Raw genomic sequence first — 17,611 nt, forward strand, 5'->3', positions numbered from 1 at the left:
CCATGATCCATGTCGCCATGGGAAGCCTGCTTTTACGCCGGATCGCCCATGACTGACCTTTCTCAAACGGACTGTAAGACCCGCAACGATCCTGGTGGCAGGATTGGCGAACCAAATCTGAGCGGAGAGAACGGCGACTACCTATCTGTCTGACAAGGTTGCGATCCTCCTCGAGGTTCCTGATACGACCCGAAACAAAGGCGGAGCCTACTCGCGCTTCGCGAAGAAGAACTGCGGCGCTGAGCAAAATCCTCACCGCGTATCCCATCAAATCGTGCGCCGACATTTCTTGACGTCGATCAGATTTCGGGTCTCGGCACGCCCAAAGCGAGACCCGCGAGCCCGAGGAAGTCGTCGCCCGCTCCCTGCAGGATCACCTTCCCCTTCGTTCATCCCATAGCGATTTCTAGGAATACGGCGCCGGAACGCTGAAGTGGTTGACGCGGCCTTGCAATCACCATCGGCTTGAATGCGCTTGGGGTCCCCCGCAGGCTGTGGAAGATTATCGCCGGCCACACGATTCTGACCCTTCCGGTCGTGACTCTTCTCGTCCTCGTGCGGCTGGAGGGGCTCGATCGCAACCAGGAGATAGCGGCGTTGGACTCGGGAGCGCGACCATGGCGCGCTTTTCTGACCGTATCGGTGCCGCAAGCCCTGCCGGGCATACTCGCCGGCACGATGATCGCCCTGGCGATCTCGATGGATGAGTTCATCCTCACCTTCCTCGTGACCGGCTCGCAACAGACCCTGCCGCTCTATATTTTTGGATCGCTGCGGATTCGTGTGACGCACGAGTTGAACGCGATTGTCGCGCAGCAGCGCGTGGTGCTCGCTCGTGCGCTAGTAAAGCGGCCGGCGGTCCTCCTGCTCGACGAGGCGCTAGGCGCGCTCGATCTCAGGGTGCGGCGCCAGATGCAGGATGAGCTTGTCCGCATCAAGCGATCCACCGGAACCACGCTGGTCCATGTCACGCACGATCAGGAGGAAGCTTGCGCTATCGCGGACCGCATCGCGGTCATGAAGGACGGGTTGATCGCCCAGGTCGACACGCCCGAGGCTTTATGCAGGGCGCCTCGGAGTTCCTACGTGGCCGGCTTCATCGACGCCGGAACGATCGTTCGCGGCAGGAACACCGTCGCGGAAGCTCCGTCGAGATATCCCACCCCGACATGACGTTGACAGGGAAGATTCCATCATACCTAAATGAGGCGCAAACGATCACTGCAGTGCTTCCGCGCAACAGGATCAAGGTGAGCCTCGCGAAGGGATCGAGCGATCAAGCAAATGCGGTGCGGGGAACTGTCGAGCGTTTTGTCTTCACCGGCTCCGTCTTCAATACGCACGTGCGAGTGATCGAAGGGCTGGAGGTTCGCGCGGCGCTGACGATCGAGGAAGTTTCGATGTTGGGCGAGGAGAGTCTCCACCCGGACTCATACTTGGAGTTGCATTGGCGCCAAGAGGACATCGTTTTCGTGGAAGACTCGTAGATCGCTGTCACCCACCGGGTTGCTCGGCTACTAAGCCGTTCTCAACGGCGAGAGGACTGGATAGAATATGCCAAACGACTTGCGGATCGGCCTCGTCACCGAAGCTCTGATCAAGTGGCCCTTACCCGATGTCATGGACTGGCTCGAGCATGACGTGCCCGAGATCACCGACCTCGAAATCGGGACCGGCGCCTACGCACCCACCCAACATTGCGACATGCCTCAACTCCTGGCGGATAAGAGCGTCCGCGCCGCCTGGCAGCGGGAGATCGTCGCTCGCGGCTTTCGCATCGCCGCTCTCAACGCATGGGGCAACCCGCTGCACCCTGATGTCGCAATCGCACAGGCGCACGACAAGGCCCTTCGTGACACGATCACGCTTGCGGCGGCGCTTGGTGTGGACAGGATCGTAGCGATGGCCGGCTGTCCTGCGGGCGCTCCGGGCGATGTCACGCCGGTCTTCGCCGCCGGCGGCTGGCTTCCCTATCTGGAAAATGCCCATCTCAAGCAGTGGCAGGATGTCACCATGGGTTATTGGCGCAACCTGAGCGAATTTGCGCAACGCACCCATCCTGGGCTTCTGATCTGCCTTGAGCTTCACCCCGGCACTGTCGCGTACAACGTCGAAAGCTTCGAGCAGTTGGCAGGGCTGAGCCCCATGATCGCCGCGAATATCGACCCGAGCCATTTATTCTGGATGGGCATGGATACCGGCGCCGTGGTGGACCGACTCGCTGGACGTGTCGGCCATGCGCACGCGAAAGATGTCGTCTTCAACACGAAGCAGCTTGCGCTGAACGGACTGCTGGACCGCCGCTGGCCGATGCCCCCAGAGGAAATGCCCTGGACCTTTGCGACGGTCGGGAGCGGCCATGACGCTCATTGGTGGCACGGTTTCAAAGCGCAGTTATCCACCTTCGGCCGCGCCCGCACCATCGCGATTGAACACGAAGATCCGTTCGTTGCGCCCGAACTTGGTATCAAGGCCGCCGCGAAACTCTTGGCAGTCAAACCTGCCGCGGGTACTGCTTCTGCCTCTCCTCACCGAGCCATGGAGTGATATGCAGCCTCATGTCGCTTCAAGCGGCGGCTACGCGACCGCACTGGCAATGTAAGCCAGGCGGCCGTGCGCCGGCCCCGAGCGGAAGGGAGACCGGCATCACTCTCGCGGGGGTTTGACGCACGGTTCCCGTAAAAGATAGTAGCTGTTACTGCATGGTCTCCACCTCATCCGCACCAAGTTGATTTACGACCGTGTCATGCAGGGTCTTGAGTGCCGCCGAGACCGATGTCGTCGGATCTTGCGCGATTTGGCCGGTGGCCTCTTCTATACCACGGGCCCAGACAGCGAATCCGTCGTTCGAAGGAAGTAGCTTGTCATAAGGAAGAAATGTCGCGAACTCGCCATTGAATGGCGGCGCATAATTCACGTAGTCGGGCGATTTGGCGACCTCGGTATCGGGCGGAACGAAACCCGCCTTGGTGGCGATAAAGACCATGTATTTTCTTTGTTGGAGGAGATTGACCAAGTCCCAGGCCAGATCGGGATTCTTGCTTGCTTTCGAAATCGCGACATCCCATCCTCCCAAGGTACCACCTTGACCAGGGGACTGACCCTGTGACGTCGGAAACGCTGTCGCGCCCGCCGCTGTCGCCGCCTCGGCCCAATGCCGATTCTTCTCCTTCCAAGCACCGCCATACCAGTTGGACCCAAGTGCGATCGCCAGCTTTTGCTGCGCCATTAGGCTGACCGGTACCGCAACTGCTTTAGGCGAAAACAGATCGGAAAGCTGCGCCCCGAGCCCCGCCGAATACACGTCTTTGTAGAATTGCAGGACGTCCCGCAGACCGGGGCTGTCAATCACGTATTTTTTCGTTTTCGTATCATAGATGATGGGCGTTTTGGACGAAAAGATGACTGCACCAGAACCTTGCAGGACACCGGTCGGTCCCGCGCTGGTGCCAGCGGCGATCCACAGTGGAACAACCCCGGGAACCTTCTCTTTGATCGCCCGGGCCGCCGTCAGAATATCATCCCAATTGTGAGGGCTCCACGGCACGGCAATGCCGGCCTTCTGCAGCATCTCCTTGTTGTAATACATGCCCGTATTGTTCTCGCCAATGTCCGCGGCATAGACACTTCCGTCGATCCGGCCTTCATCCTGGATATTCTTTGGAAATCGGTTCCAAAACGCGCTAGAGCTTAGATACTTATCGAGCGGCAACAAATAGCCGGAGCTTTGGAACTGACCGATATAGGTTGTGGGAAGCTGGATGACGTCAGGCGTTGTGGATGGCGAGCGATACTGCAGGGCAATCGCGTTCATCTCATCGGTGTCGGTGCCGCCGTGCGGCTGCAGTTCCAATGTCACGTTCGGATGTGCAGCCTCGAACTCCTTCTTGATGTCATTCCAATATGAGACCGAGTCCGCATCTTCGTCGAAGACATAGGCGGAGGAGTACCCGACCTTGATGGTCGTTTGGGCCGAGGCGGCGCTCGCCCAGCCATAGGTAGCCAGCAAAGCCGCGACTGCCGTGGCCCCGCTCAACATCGCATTCCGCGACGTCAGCCTACGTGTTCCGAGCATCTTCATCTATCTCCTGTTATGGTTCTAGTTTGCTCTAACCTCAGCAAACACCTCCGGCTGCCACGTCTTCACCGGGCCCGATGTCGTCGGCAATAGTAGGCTTTGCTGTGTTGTCTTATCGAATAAGTGGAGATGCTGCGTATTGATTTGGATCCTAATTCGGTCGCCGATCGCAATCGGAGTACGGGGAGGCACGCGGGCCACTAGCGTTGTGGTCTCGTCACAGCGAGCGGTAACGAGGGTCTCGGACCCCAGCGGCTCGACGACTTCAACATCGCCGTAAATGGCATCTTGTGGATTCCCTGGATCGCATAAGACGTCCTCGGGTCGAATCCCGACAAACACCTCGGCGGATGAAGACGAGTTGGGAGACACAAAACTCGCCGGGTCCATCCGGATCGTCCGGCCCAGGACCTCAAGCACGGGCGAATTGTCGACGCTACCTAATCGTCCCGTCACGACATTCATCTTCGGCAATCCGACAAAGGTCGCGACGAACAGATCCGCTGGGCTATCGTAGATCTGCTGTGGCGTACCCACCTGAGCAAGGTGTCCTTTGGACATCACGGCAATCCGAGTAGCCATCGTCATGGCCTCCGCCTGGTCGTGGGTCACGTAGACGATTGTAGCATTGAGCTTCGTGTGCAGCCGGATGAGTTCGGCGCGCATCTGCGCCCTCAAAGTGGCGTCCAGATTTGACAGAGGCTCATCCATCAGAAACACCTTGGGTCGGCGTAGCAATGCCCGCCCTAGCGCTACCCGTTGGCGCTCACCCCCCGAAAGCTCCGCGGGCCGACTGTCGAGCAAGCGTTTAAGGCCGAGCAGTGTCGCGACCTCGTCCAATTGTCGGTTCATTTCGGCTTTGGGCACCCGCCGCAACTTCATCCCGAAAGCCAGATTCCCACGGACGGTTTTGTGCGGATATAGCGCGTAGTTCTGGAACACCATGGCGACGTCGCGCGCTTTCGATGGTAGCGCATTGACTGTCCGCTGCCCTATCGCAATGCGCCCATAGGTCGGCCGTTCCAGACCCGCTAGCATTCGCAGGCTCGTCGTTTTTCCGCAGCCTGACGGACCGAGCAGAACCAGAAACTCGCCATCTGCAATGTCGAGTGACAGGTCGTTGACCACGGGATGGTCTCCGAACAGCTTATAAACGTGCTCGAACTGCACATCAGCCATCGACGTTCGCCGTCGCTATCATCGCGAAGTTCCATGTCATCAGCCACGCACCCCCCCACCGAAGGCAAAGCCACCCCTGAAGATCCTGGCGATCAGGAGATAGAGAACCACGACCGGAAGTGAAAACAGTAGAGAGAATGCAGCCAACTGGCCGAACTGTATGTAGCCATGCGATCCGAGGAATTGATATATCGCGACCGTTCCAGGCTGGTCGTCGGGATTGGCATCCAAAACCAGGGGAACGACAAAGGCCCCCCACGCACTGATGAAGTTGAAGACCGCCGCGACCGCGAGCCCCGGCAGAACCAGCGGCAGGACAACATGGAGGAGGACGCGCAGGGTGCCAGCACCCTCAATGCCTGCGGCTTCCTCAAGCTCCATCGGCACCGCGTCGATATAATTCTTCAGCAGCCAGATCGCGAATGGCAGCGCGCTCGCGGCTAAAAACAGAGAGGTGGTGAACCTGGAGTCCAACCAGTGCAGCGTCGCGTATATCTGATAAATGGGAACCAACATCATCGTCACCGGCAGGCCGGAGGCAAAGAGCACCAGGAGCATCACCGTGCGTTTCCCAGGCACGTGCCGCCGCGACAGCGTATAGGCAGACAGCAAGGCAAGTCCGGTTGCGACGACCGTCGTCACCAGAGCCAGATAGAGGCTGTTCACAAATGGCTGCAGGCCATGGGCGGTTAGAACCGCCCGAAAGTTCTCGATGGTCAAGTTCGGCAGGCGGATGCTCCAATCCGCGTTTTTATCGACGGCTGCCAGAACCAACCAAAGGAGCGGCAGGGCAAAGGCTACTCCAACAATGACCAGGGTCGTGTTGGTGGCGATGCCTGTCGGAGAAAGTCTCGGATAGTCGACAACGATCAACGGCCCGGTAGGCTGTAGCGTCGGTGGGGCCTTCCGGTTCAAAAACCTCATGCCGCCGACCTCGATGTTCGCACGAATAAGAGCGACAGCGCTGCCCCGATAAGGATCAGCACAAGCGAAATCGTGGTGCCGTAGCCGAGCTCATAGTAGTTGAAGGCCTCCTGGTAAATATAGACCGGCAGAGTCATAGTCGAATTTCCTGGACCGCCCTGCGTCAGCGTGTAGATCAGCGTAAAATCTGAGAGATTGAGAATCGTCACAAGCAATAAATTGGTCACAAGTGTCGGCCCGAGCAATGGAAGAGTGATCGACCAGAGTCTTCGGAACCGGGAAGCGCCCTCGACATCAGCCGCCTCCAACACTTCACTGGGTATGTTGCGGAGCGCCGCAGAAAAAACGAGCATCGAAAATGCCGTACCGCGCCAGAGATTGGCGACAGAGACGGTCGTCATCGGAGCGGAAAACAGAAAGTTGGTGTGCGGAGATCGCGTCAATATGCCTAGCGTGCCGCCGGCCTGCGAGAAGGCATACCAGACAAACGCTGCGGTAACCTCGGGAATGACCCATGCCGCGACAACCAATACTCCGACCGAGAGCCGGATCGGCATCAACGACCGCCGCATAAGTAGTGCAAGAGCCAATCCGACCAGCGTTTGGCCCACCATTCCGGAACCGACGACGAAGATCAGAGTGAGCTTGACCGAAGTGAAGAAAACCGTGTCGTGCATGAGCCGGGTCGGGTTGGCGAGCCCGGTGAACCACCATCTCTGCGCATGCGGGCCGATAAGCTGCAGGTTCGTGAACCCGAGAAATAGCGCATAGACGATCGGCCCGACGAACAGGAAGAACAGAAAGCCGCCAGGTAAAGCCAAAAGAGCGGCGCTGCTGAGCTCAAAGCGCGGCTTATCCTGCCGATGGCCTAGTTGGAACCTTGTATCGCTTCCCATTGATGAAGCCCGTCCCGACAAATATCGTTCAGCTCAGCACGTGCGTCGATCCTGTCTCGAACTCGCAATCCCAACGCACCTGCGACCCACCACTGCCGATCAATCGACCGGTTTGTGGCGGACTACCTCCGAACGGCAACAAAACCGCTTTGGAACGTGACAGAACGGTAGGGACAGCCCGGTTTCCCTGTCAAGCATTATGCCAGGACTGGCTCACGATTGTGTTCGCCCGATCTGGGACGCCCTTGTGCGATCGAGAGCCGATATTCCGATCCGACCGACTTGCTTCGAGGCACTCAGGGGAAATCCAGCCAAAACAACCCGATATTTTCGTCGCCCAGGAAACTCAAGTTGCAGCTCCCTCGCATCTGATCTATCTCGTGGAGCGTTCCACAGCTGGGGCGACGAATGGGTGGAAAGCTCTCGGTTCTGAAAAGCATCGAGATCCGGCTCATCTACTCGCGCGCTCGAGCCGCTGATCCTGCCTGCCATGAACAAAGCATGGAATGAGTGTGATGCGCATTACTCGCGTGCATAGCCGGGTCGTCGACTTGCCACTGCCCGCTCCATTCCATCCCGCCTGGGCGCGCGGACGCAATCAGACCAACGTCCTTCTGGTTCTGGTGTCGGTGGAAACCGATGCCGGACTCATCGGTCACAGCGCGGCGCATGCTGGGCTCGAAGCCGCCATCACTGTCGAACGCTTCATATCGCCATATTGGATCGGCCAGGATCCGACCGGGGTCGAGCCTCTGTCCGCTGTCCTCCGAGATGCCGAGATTCTCGGTCCCCCGGCGTATTTTATGGAAATTGCGCTCTGGGACATTATCGGCAAGCAAGCTGGGCTTCCGGTCTACAAGCTATGGGGCGGTGCGCAGAACCAAGTGGCCGCCTATTGCGCCACAGCTGAGCTGCGTTCGCCGGAGCAGCGGGTCGAAGATATCCATCTTATGCTCGACCAGGGCTATCGCGCGGTGAAACTCCGTTTCCATCATGATGATGTCCGGCGCGACCTGGGAGTCGTGGAAGCCATCCGCAAGGCCGTCGGCAACCGTATCGAAATCATGATCGATGCCAATCAGGCCGGGATCGAGCCGGGGCTGACTGCGCACCGCATCTGGGGCTTCCAACGCGCGCTCGCCGTCGCACGCGAGTTGGAACAACTCGACGTGCTCTGGCTGGAGGAACCGCTGCCTCGATACGACTATGCTGGCCTCGCCCGGCTGCGCGAGAAATTAGACGGAATCAAGATCGCTGGCGGCGAAGACAATCACGGCATTCACGAATTCAAGCTTCTGATCGACCGCGGCTGCTTCGACATCCTTCAGCCCGACGCGCTTCTTTCCGAGGGCATCTTCCAATTGCGCAAGGTGGCCGCGATGGCCGAAGCAGCACATCTGGAAATTGCGCCCCATACCTGGGGCAACGGTATCGGCCTTCTCGCCAATCTGCATTTGGCCGCCTCGACGCCGAACTGCACATGGCTCGAGTTTCCGCACGACCCACCCAGCGGCTTCACCGCGTCCAGCCGGGACCAGATGCTGCGAGAGACACTATCGATCGATGCGCAAGGCTTGGTCGCGGTTCCCGACAGGCCCGGTTTCGGCTTCATCCTCGATGAGGATCGTATCAGCCACTACACCGTTGCCGAATTCGGGTAGACCTCTCACATGCGCCGGCACGATCACTCGCGCCACAGATACCCTTTTGCTTGACATTTCTAACCAACAAAAAGTATCCAACGGGAGTTTGGAACGATCCAAGGGGCGCGGCAAGATGTACGATGGCCCGATGATTGACTGCGACGTGCACCACGCGCGCGCGACAGACCAAGAGCTTCTGCCCTTTCTTTCTCGGGGCTGGCACGAATTCATCTCAAATCGCGGACCGGCCGGCATCATGCCGCTCACCGTACAGGATGGGCTGCCGAACCCACACGGTTTTATGCGTGCCGACACTTTTCCTCCCGATGGCAGTCCGCCAGGCTCGGACTTCGAAATGCTCCGTCAGCAGGTCTTGGACCGTGGCGATGTGCGCCGCGCCATTTTGACCTTTGGCGACGACAGCCATGTGGCCGGCCATCACAACCCCTATTTCGCCGCGGAACTGGCCCGTGCGCTGAACGACTGGTCGATCGATCGTTGGCTCAGCCGTGACGAACGCCTTGTCTCATCAATCATGGTGGCCACTCAACTCCCCGAGCAAGCTGTCGCCGAAATCCGCCGTCATGCCGATAACCCGCGGATGGTCCAGGTGATGTTGGTGGATAACCCCCATCGCTATCCGTTCGGCCATCCCGTGTTTCATCCGATCTATGCGGCCGCGGAGGAAATTGGGCGCCCCATCGCGATCCATGGCGGTGCCGGCGGATGGGCCAATCCCGCCAGTACTGGTGGCGGCAAGGTCAATTTTTATTTCGAGGCGCATACCCTTTGGCCTCAAGTCGTCATGACGCATCTTGTCTCTTTCATCAGCCACGGTGTGTTCGAGAGATTCCCTCGCCTCCGCCTGCTGCTGATTGAAGCAGGCGCGGCCTGGTTGCCCAGCCTGCTCTGGCGATTCGACACTGACTACAAAGGTCTGCGCCGGGAGGTTCCTTGGCTCAAGAAACTGCCGAGCGAATATGTCCGGGACCATGTCTGGCTGACGACACAGCCGCTCGAGATCTCGCCAAAGCGGGAACAGGTGGCCGAGTTGCTGGGATGGGTGAATGGCGCCGACCGTCTTTGCTATTCGTCGGATTATCCACACTGGGACGCCGACGAGACGAACTATATCGCGAGCCGTTTGCCCGCATCTTGGCACCGCCGCGTTTTCTTCGAGAATGCCTTGAAATTCTATGGCTGGCAGGAAGCCGATGTGGCGCCGGTAGGCGGGAGAAACGCGAAGTGACGACGGATGTCGGCCCGGTCGAGAGTTTTCCTGACGGCCAGGTCTCAATTATCACCCTTGGACGTATCGAGGTCGGCATCATCCGATGGTCTGGCAAAGTCTATGCGGTGAGCGGAATTTGCACACATCAAGGCGGCCCGCTCTGCCGCGGGGTTCTTTCCGGCCGCCTCGCCGGGACCGCGCCTGGAGACATGACGCTCGAAGACGCCGCTCCTGTGATTGCCTGCCCCTGGCATGGATGGGAATTCGATGTCTGCACCGGAGAGGCGATCTGGGACCCGGCCGTGCGTGTCCGCACATTTCCGGTCAAGATCGTCGCCGACCGCGTGCTAGTCGAAATCGGCGCGGGCTCGAGGCGTTGGTTGGCAAGCCCACGAGCGGATGAAACGTAAACCTTTGGAGCCCACAAGGCTTCCCACCATTGTCGATGTCGCCCGGTTAGCCGGAGTCTCCAAATCGACCGTCTCGAACGTCATCCGTGATGCCGCCTGCGTCGCGCCAGCGATGCGTGCCCGCGTGACCAATGCCGTGGCCGCGCTGAACTACCGCCCTAATGTATTGGCGCGTCAACTCGTACAGCAGCGCACAAAGATATTTGGGGCAGTGGCCGGCGACCTTGCCAACCCCTTCCACGCGGAGATGGCAAAGCAGATCGAGCAGCATGCAGCCGCGAAAGGCTATCGGGTCATGTTCGTCAATACGCATGCGGACGAGGTCGATGAGGCGAGTCTGGAGCAGCTCTTGGAATATCGGGTCGCGGGAATCCTATTCCTCGCCCATGCCGGCATGTCCGAACGCGCGCGCCTGCTCGTGTCGGGCAAGTTGCCGGTCGTTTTCGTCACCTGCAGCGCGGATTGGGGCGATGTCGTATCGGGCGACGACCATCGGGGAGCCGAAGTTGCCACGCGCCACCTGATCTCCCTTGGCCACCGGCGCATCGCCTATTTCGCCGACCCGATCGTCGAGGATGCCGCGGATCGGGCGCGCAGGGCAGGTTATCGCGCGGTCATGGAAGAGGCAGATCTCCAGCCAAACGTGTATCGCTGGCGCCGCTCCCCTCCTGGGCTGCTGCGCAACAATCGCGAAGTCTCGCCCGAGAGTCTTCTGCTGGGGGAACGCAGGGTTACTGCCATTTTCTCCTCCAACGACCTAGGCGCCATCGAAATATTGGATTGCGCCGACCGGCTTGGCATTCGGATTCCCGAGGATCTTTCGGTGGTCGGCTTTGATGATATTCTGCTGGCACGGCTTGCACGCATCAATCTCACCACGGTCGTCCAGCCGCAGCACGCTCTCGCGGAGCTGGCAATCGACACGCTCTCGGCGCGAATCGCCGGAAGTCTCCCCACCACACCCGTCCGACGCACTGTTGAATTGCACCTTGTCGTTCGCGGATCGACAGCGCCACGCTCGCCTGAGTGATGTGCGAATACTGACGCCGGCGATTGGGAGCAGGCTCACTACTTCAGGATGCGGGCGCGGATTGACGCTCCAAGCTCAGCCGGTATGGGTACGTTGCGCCCGGCTCGGATGGCACTTGGGGCGCCTAGCGCTCCGCGGCACGTGCCGGCGGTACCGGCAAAATGATTTCGGAAGCGATCTTCCAGTCCTTTCCGACGCTAAGCCAATTGATGATCATCAGAAACGGCTTGGGTGCTCCACTCTGCCCCGCATATGAGACCGTAATGTTCATAGGCACGTACGACTCCGCGACGTCGCTTGTCAGGCCAACGACTTTGAGCTTCGAATAGTCCGGCTCGAGCACGACCGGGCCGGAGGTGCCGATGTCGTGCAGCTTCTGATCGATGGCCTTGTTGCCCCAGAAGCCGGCCCAGTTCCCCTCGGACGGGATCGCGCTCTTCGCCACCAGAAGGGTCGAGGGCGATTGCCAGAACATCCCGTGGAGAGCCTTGAAATCGTGCTTGTTGGCCAATTCCATGAGCTTGCCGAACTGCGATTTGATCGTTTTCAGGGTCACAAAATTCAACGGCTCATTGCTGACGGCGGGAGCCGCCACGACAGCCCGAGTGGAAAGAACCAGAGCGGTAACGGCGAAAAGAAGCATGTTGCGCATCTCGGCATCCCTTTGCAGGTTGAACCATCGCTTACGAAGGAACACGATCCACGCCCGCTTCTCGGCGATGTTCGCGCCCCAGAGCGAGCCCGGATTGACGAGTCCTCGCAAAGATCGAGCAACGCATTGTAGAGCTGGCGCGTGCCCTCCGCTGACATGTCCGGCAGTCGGAATCGCGTAGAGACTGCCGCACGGGCTCGCAACAGGTCAAACCGCCTTCGGCGAGGTCAGATAGCGTGGAGCGGGATGGGAATTGCCGAGATGGCCGCTTAGAACGCGGCGAGCGGCCTCGTAGGACGTCCATTCCTGACCGTCTTGCAGAGGAGGGATAGTAACTACCTCGCCGGCGTCAAAGCCCGCGAGTGCGGCGGCAACCAGATCCTCGACGCTCATGACGATCTCGCCCGGCAGGTTATGGTGACCGCCGACGCCGGGGATGTCCCAGAAGGCGGTCGCGGTCGCGCCGGGAAGCACTGCCTGGATCCGGATCCCCTTCTCAGATAGCTCGTGCTGGAGGGACTGGGTCAGCGCGAGCACATAGGCCTTGGTTGCGCCATAGGCGCCGTTGAGGATCTCAGGGCCAATGGCAACGATCGAGGCGATGTTGATAATCGCTCCGGTGCCGCGTTCGACAAAGGCCGGCGCTGCGGCGTAGGTCAGTCTGGTCAGCGCGGTGACGTTGATCCCGATCATCTCCTCGATCTTGCCGACGTCGGACTGCAGCAGTGGCGTTGCTGCGCCGAAACCGGCATTATTGACGAGGAGCGCGATCGTTGCGTTCCTACCCAGGACATCCTCGATCCGGCGCAGATCGGCGGCATTGTTGAGGTCGGCCGTCATCGCGTTGACCGCGCGGCCAGTCTCGTTGCTGACGCGCCGAGCGACCGCCTGCAGTTTGTCAGTGTTGCGCGCGACCAGAATCAGGTCGTAGCCACGCCTCGCCAATCGGTCGGCGTAGACGGCGCCGATGCCGCTCGAGGCGCCAGTGATAAGAGCGGTGCCCCTGCTTTGAGAATTGGTCATTTGTCCCTCCGTCGCGGCCGTCATGCCCGGTCGAGAGAGGCTAGCCTTGTCCGTCTACGGCTTGAATGTCATATAAACGGCAATTCAGGACATTCTGGAGCGAGTGATGCGGAAGGTCGGGTTCATCATTCATCGGGGATATTCGCCGATGGGCTTCGCCGTCAGCACAGCCTTCGAAGTGGCGAACCTCGTCACAGGTGGGATGCATTACGACGTCCGTATGCTATCCGAGCACGGCGGCCCCGTTCGAACTTCCTTGGGTTTCGAAGTGGTGACGGAAGCCTTCGCAACCACGCCTTACGATCTCATCGTCATCGGCGGTGCGATGGAGGATGCGTCATCGGAGACCGTCGATTTTGTCCGGTGTACCCCACAGTTCGCGCGACGTGTAGCTGCGACTTGCGTGGCGGCCTTCGTCCTGGCCGAGGCAGGGCTGCTCGACGGGCGGCGTGCAACCACCCATTGGATGCGCGCCCGTGAGTTGCAGACGCGCTATCCGAAGGTGCGCGTCGAAGAGGACCGAATCTACATCGCCGACGGTCGAATCTGGACCTCCGCCGGCATGACGGCAGGCATTGATCTAGCTCTGGCGCTGATCGAGGAGGATCTCGGGATCGAGGTGTCGCGCAGTGTTGCGCGCAAACTCGTGCTCTACCACCGGCGGGCCGGCGGCCAGTCGCAATTCTCATCATTGCTCGAACTAAATCCCAAGAGTGACCGGATCCAATCTGTTCTCACCCACGCCCGCCGCCATCTGACGGAACGGCTAAGCGTCGAGGACCTTGCCGAAGTCGCACATCTGTCGCCGCGCCAGTTCAGCCGGGCATTTCACAACGAAACAGGCCAGTCGCCGGCAAAGGCGATCGAACATCTGCGTCTCGAAGCCGCGCGGACCCTGATGGAGGACACGACTCATCCGATGGACGTGGTGGCGCAGCAGACAGGCTTCGCTGATCGTGACCGGATGCGGCGCGCCTTCCTGCGGACCTTTGGACAACCACCACTGGCGATCCGGCGAGCCGCCGGCGGCGGCGATGCTCAAGCCGTAGCGCACGCGTTGCCACGGTAACTGAGGCGTTTCCTCAGGCCGCCGCCACAAGGCCGCAATGCGTGCCGCCGTGATTATGACCGACAGGCTAAGGAGCTACGATGCAGCGAAGCGGCGGGTCCTGCCGACGTCAATCATCGACAAAGCCGCTATTCTGAACCACGGGGCCGAAAACTCACATCGGCCGAGACGACCTCCGGGACGGCAGATGCGGCAATTGTAATCGCTCGAGCAGGCTCCGGACTTCCTCTCCTTATACGCGTCCATTTATGGCCACTTTCATCCACACCGGCATCGACTGGCAGCGGATCCCGATCGCGCGATTCGGTCCGGGTGGTTGAATGCCTTGCAGCGGCAGCATACCTGCGCCGGCACACGGCTCGGTCGGCGCGGCAAACCCGCCCGCGACTGCGAGTCGCCCGCCGCCTGTTATTGCTTCAATCTCAATTGCGGGAGTTCGGCTCTCCACTCCCCTCCTCTTCCCGTCCTCCCGACATCGAAGTGAGCCCGGTCGGCGCTACTGCCGTAGCGGCGCGAAATGCACCGCATCCTCAATTACGTCGTCCCGGCTCCCTCCGCGTCCAGACGCAGCGAACGATCAATTCGGTATAGGTCATTGCTAGACTGATATGAGATGCGGGTCATCATGCTCGGCAATCCTGAGAAACAGCGTAGCGGGAAACGCGCGCGAATACTCAAGCTGGATTATCGATTGCACTACCGGCACAACGCAACAGGGCCGCTAAATTCGCCTGTCAATTAACGCAGCCATCTCCACTCGTGAGCCGACACCAGCAGTCGCTAACAAACTTGCTAGCGGGCGCTGTCTCATTGGAATTTGAACGCGCGGCATCGAACAGCGATTTACTAGCAGGGGGACAATTAAATGGAGTCATAAGACGGCGACCTGAGCTACGCGCAACAATGCGGCTCGCAAGCGAGCCGTTCGAGGAAAGAACGATCGCGGCCAAGTTCGTTTGGCCCAAAAAGACAGGCGAGCATGCCAATAGCATGCTCGTTTGGCGAGCCGCGCAGATCAATAATTCCTGTTGTTGCGGCCCTCTACGTCGCCCCTTTGGCCCAGCCAGCCCATGTCCAGCTAAGGTCTCCAACCCTCTGCCGCACACCCTTTTGACAGGTGTCAATGCCGACACGGCATCAGCGTAGCGATAGTCGCTAAGAGACGATCGGTCCGCCAAACCAGCTCCGTGGGTTGAACCCATGACAGAAATGCCGCCGCACAGGAGTGCGGATGACAGCAGTGTAACTAGGTTCAGGACCCTTTACACGGTTCGACGCGGTGTGATTCTGGGGGCAACGGAGGTGTTCGATGTCCCGAGTGCCACTGCTGACCGAGGCGCAGATGCGCCGGATCGAGCCGTTTTTCCCGATCTCGCGCGGGCTGCGGCGCGTCGATGACCGCCGTGTCATCAGCGGGATCATCTAACGTGATCCGCAAACAGCCTGCAGTGGAAGGACGCGCCTACGCGGCTACAGCCCGCACCAGGACGCTCTATAATCGCTTCGTCCGCTGGAGCCGGCTCGGCGTGTTCGACCGCATCTTCAAAGCCCTAGTGGCGCGGGCCGCGCATACCGGAACGGCTGATGATCGACAGCACCCACCTCAAGGCGCACCGGACAGCCGCCAGCTGGCAAAAAAGGGGATGCTTCACGCTGCATCGGACGCACCTGCGCGGCGGGCCGAACTCGAAACTTCATGCTGTCTGCGATGAGAAAGGCCGGCTCGTCCGCCTACTGCTGACCGCAGGCCAGACCAGCGACCATAAAGGCGCTGCGATGCGCCTGCCGGTTCTCCCACAGGCGCGCGAGCTGCTCGGCGATCGCGGCTACGATAGCGCGGACTTTCATGCCGACATCCTGGCGCGAGGCATCCAGCCCTGCATCCCGTTCACCAGAAAGCGGAAGACCGCGATACCGCACGACAGCACGCTCTATCGACACGGCCACACCGTATCGAGAACGCATTCGGCCGCCTCAAAGACTGGCGCCGCATCGCCACGCGCTACGACCGATGCGCCCACACGTTCTTCTCCGCCATCTGCATCCCCGCAACCGTTATCTTCTGGCTGCCGTAACGAGTCCTGAGCCTAGCTAAACGATGGCGCATTGGCAGCAACTCGCTTTTTGACAGGTGTCAACTACGCCACGCCTCGCAGCGTTGGCTCCTGGTCGCTCTGGACAACAAAAAAGAGAACCTGTTGCGTTTTCACTGCGCGATGATTAGTAACGGAGAATGGGCGAAACCAGGAAAGTTTAGCGTAGATGCCAGATCACGGTGTAGCGCCCGAGTTTGAGCCGGTTGATGAGGCGATCCGCGCCGACGCCGACGCGTTGAGCGCAGAGCTGTTCAATCTGCGGGCGCGGCTTTTCCCACCTTCAGCAGCCAAGCCACTTAGACTTTTTTCAAGTGGCGAAGCCGCTGCTCTTATCGGGATAAGTGACGCCTATTTACGCCAACTTTCGCTTGCGGGTTTCGGCCCTCAGGCAATCAGCGTCAATGGAGGACGCCGATCTTATTCCTTGCAGCAAATCAATGAATATCGCGGCCACCTTTCCCGCGAAGGGCGCGACTATTTTCCCAGACGTCGAGCTGGAGATCAGCTCCAGGTGATCGCGGTCACGAACTTCAAGGGCGGCTCAGGCAAAACCACCACTTCGGCGCACTTGGCGCAGTACCTCGCTTTGCGTGGGTTCCGAGTCCTCGCGATCGACCTGGACCCTCAGTCAAGCCTTTCGACCTTATTCGGGTTTCAGTCAGAGACCGACCTCGCCGAGAACGAGACCCTCTATGCCGCAATTCGCTATGATGAAAGACGGCGCCCTCTACAGGAGGTCATTCGGACGACGTATTTTACCGGCGTCGACCTAATTCCCGCCAATCTTGAACTTCAGGAGTTCGAGCACGATACCCCGAGAATCCTCGCTGCCGGTCAGCGGGGAAAGCACAGTCTCTTTTTCAATCGGCTGCGGGAGACTCTGTCGGAAGTAGAGAGCAATTACGACGTCGTCATCGTGGATTGTCCTCCTCAACTAGGTTTTCTGACTCTTGGAGCGTTGTGCGCAGCCACAGGCGTTCTTGTGACCGTCCACCCTCAGATGCTTGACGTCGCGAGCATGTCTCAATTCCTGCTTATGACCGCTGATTTGCTGAGCGTCGTGCGCAAAGCTGGCGGCGAACTCCGATACGATTTCCTCCGATACCTCATTACACGATATGAGCCTCAAGATGGCCCGCAGACTCAGGTCGTCGGCTTCCTGCGAAATCTCTTCGCGGAACGAGTGCTCACAAATCCGATGCTTAAATCGACGGCCGTTTCAGACGCCGGCCTGACAAAACAAACGCTCTACGAAATTTCTCGTCAGAGCATGGGACGATCGACGTATTCCCGTGCGGTTGAGGCTTTGGACGCAGTCAACGGGGAAATTGAAACGCTTATTTCCAAAGGATGGGGCCGCTGACATGACAAGACGTAGAG

16 protein-coding genes and 1 pseudogene are annotated in these 17,611 nt (G+C 59.6%); 11 read left to right on the plus strand and 6 right to left on the minus strand.

The features are described 5' to 3' along the window. The first annotated feature begins 465 nt into the window (after positions 1-465). The 3 genes from GSQ92_RS06845 to GSQ92_RS06855 all read left to right on the plus strand — a co-directional run bounded on the left by GSQ92_RS06845 (position 466) and on the right by GSQ92_RS06855 (position 2,547). Positions 466-1,173, plus strand: a complete 708-nt coding sequence (locus GSQ92_RS06845) for an ABC transporter permease subunit (protein WP_256367082.1) — start codon at positions 466-468, stop codon at positions 1,171-1,173. A gap of 77 nt (positions 1,174-1,250) precedes the next feature. Continuing rightward, the gene (locus GSQ92_RS06850; protein ID WP_158801648.1) at positions 1,251-1,487 is read left to right on the plus strand and encodes a TOBE domain-containing protein; all 237 of its coding nucleotides are present in this window, start codon (positions 1,251-1,253) and stop codon (positions 1,485-1,487) included. Between the two features lie 79 nt (positions 1,488-1,566). Further along, a complete protein-coding gene (locus GSQ92_RS06855) occupies positions 1,567-2,547 on the plus strand; it encodes a sugar phosphate isomerase/epimerase (RefSeq protein WP_158801647.1) in 981 nt (326 codons plus the stop codon). A 148-nt stretch (positions 2,548-2,695) separates the two neighbouring features. Here the strand turns inward: GSQ92_RS06855 and GSQ92_RS06860 are convergent, their stop codons facing one another. The 4 genes from GSQ92_RS06860 to GSQ92_RS06875 are packed head-to-tail and all read right to left on the minus strand — an operon-like array spanning position 2,696 to position 7,077. Further along, a complete protein-coding gene (locus GSQ92_RS06860) occupies positions 2,696-4,081 on the minus strand; it encodes an ABC transporter substrate-binding protein (protein ID WP_158801646.1) in 1,386 nt (461 codons plus the stop codon). Positions 4,082-4,099: 18 nt separating this feature from the next. Further along, positions 4,100-5,257, minus strand: coding sequence for an ABC transporter ATP-binding protein (locus GSQ92_RS06865; RefSeq protein ID WP_158801645.1), 1,158 nt, complete (start codon positions 5,255-5,257; stop codon positions 4,100-4,102). A 39-nt stretch (positions 5,258-5,296) separates the two neighbouring features. Continuing rightward, the gene (locus GSQ92_RS06870; protein ID WP_158801644.1) at positions 5,297-6,181 is read right to left on the minus strand and encodes a carbohydrate ABC transporter permease; all 885 of its coding nucleotides are present in this window, start codon (positions 6,179-6,181) and stop codon (positions 5,297-5,299) included. Continuing rightward, positions 6,178-7,077, minus strand: a complete 900-nt coding sequence (locus tag GSQ92_RS06875) for a carbohydrate ABC transporter permease (RefSeq protein ID WP_158801643.1) — start codon at positions 7,075-7,077, stop codon at positions 6,178-6,180. The genes GSQ92_RS06870 and GSQ92_RS06875 overlap by 4 nt, the downstream gene beginning before the upstream one ends. Before the next feature lie 515 nt (positions 7,078-7,592). On the opposite strand from GSQ92_RS06875, the gene GSQ92_RS06880 reads away from it, so the two are divergent. The 4 genes from GSQ92_RS06880 to GSQ92_RS06895 are packed head-to-tail and all read left to right on the plus strand — an operon-like array spanning position 7,593 to position 11,391. Continuing rightward, positions 7,593-8,738 carry a mandelate racemase/muconate lactonizing enzyme family protein gene (locus tag GSQ92_RS06880; RefSeq protein ID WP_158801642.1) on the plus strand — a complete coding sequence of 382 codons (1,146 nt, stop codon included), beginning with the start codon at positions 7,593-7,595 and terminating at the stop codon, positions 8,736-8,738. Then, positions 8,641-9,969: an amidohydrolase family protein gene (locus GSQ92_RS06885; protein ID WP_159013242.1), complete on the plus strand. Its 1,329-nt coding sequence runs from the start codon at positions 8,641-8,643 to the stop codon at positions 9,967-9,969. Before GSQ92_RS06880 ends, GSQ92_RS06885 begins: the two co-directional genes overlap by 98 nt. Continuing rightward, positions 9,966-10,361 carry a Rieske (2Fe-2S) protein gene (locus tag GSQ92_RS06890; RefSeq protein WP_158801640.1) on the plus strand — a complete coding sequence of 132 codons (396 nt, stop codon included), beginning with the start codon at positions 9,966-9,968 and terminating at the stop codon, positions 10,359-10,361. The genes GSQ92_RS06885 and GSQ92_RS06890 overlap by 4 nt, the downstream gene beginning before the upstream one ends. Then, positions 10,351-11,391 carry a LacI family DNA-binding transcriptional regulator gene (locus GSQ92_RS06895; protein WP_158801639.1) on the plus strand — a complete coding sequence of 347 codons (1,041 nt, stop codon included), beginning with the start codon at positions 10,351-10,353 and terminating at the stop codon, positions 11,389-11,391. Before GSQ92_RS06890 ends, GSQ92_RS06895 begins: the two co-directional genes overlap by 11 nt. Before the next feature lie 124 nt (positions 11,392-11,515). Here the strand turns inward: GSQ92_RS06895 and GSQ92_RS06900 are convergent, their stop codons facing one another. Then, positions 11,516-12,034, minus strand: coding sequence for a hypothetical protein (locus GSQ92_RS06900; protein WP_216856765.1), 519 nt, complete (start codon positions 12,032-12,034; stop codon positions 11,516-11,518). 216 nt (positions 12,035-12,250) lie between these two features. Next, on the minus strand, positions 12,251-13,066 hold the full coding sequence (locus GSQ92_RS06905; protein ID WP_159013243.1) for an SDR family oxidoreductase: 816 nt from the start codon (positions 13,064-13,066) through the stop codon (positions 12,251-12,253). Positions 13,067-13,172: 106 nt separating this feature from the next. On the opposite strand from GSQ92_RS06905, the gene GSQ92_RS06910 reads away from it, so the two are divergent. The 4 genes and pseudogenes from GSQ92_RS06910 to repA all read left to right on the plus strand — a co-directional run bounded on the left by GSQ92_RS06910 (position 13,173) and on the right by repA (position 17,594). Further along, positions 13,173-14,135 (plus strand): GlxA family transcriptional regulator, encoded by a 963-nt coding sequence (locus GSQ92_RS06910; protein WP_158801636.1) that lies wholly within the window; start codon positions 13,173-13,175, stop codon positions 14,133-14,135. 1,584 nt (positions 14,136-15,719) lie between these two features. Then, a pseudogene (locus GSQ92_RS31610) lies at positions 15,720-16,019 on the plus strand (transposase); the annotation flags it as partial. Then, a complete protein-coding gene (locus GSQ92_RS31615) occupies positions 16,013-16,210 on the plus strand; it encodes a transposase (protein WP_371417961.1) in 198 nt (65 codons plus the stop codon). The pseudogene GSQ92_RS31610 and the gene GSQ92_RS31615, both read left to right, overlap by 7 nt. A 187-nt stretch (positions 16,211-16,397) precedes the next feature. Beyond that, complete coding sequence (gene repA / locus GSQ92_RS06920; RefSeq protein WP_159013244.1) at positions 16,398-17,594, plus strand: plasmid partitioning protein RepA; 1,197 nt, start codon at positions 16,398-16,400, stop codon at positions 17,592-17,594. The last annotated feature ends 17 nt before the right edge of the window (positions 17,595-17,611 follow it).

It is taken from the genome of Acidisoma sp. S159 (assembly GCF_009766125.1).
In the GTDB taxonomy this organism is placed as follows: domain Bacteria; phylum Pseudomonadota; class Alphaproteobacteria; order Acetobacterales; family Acetobacteraceae; genus Acidisoma.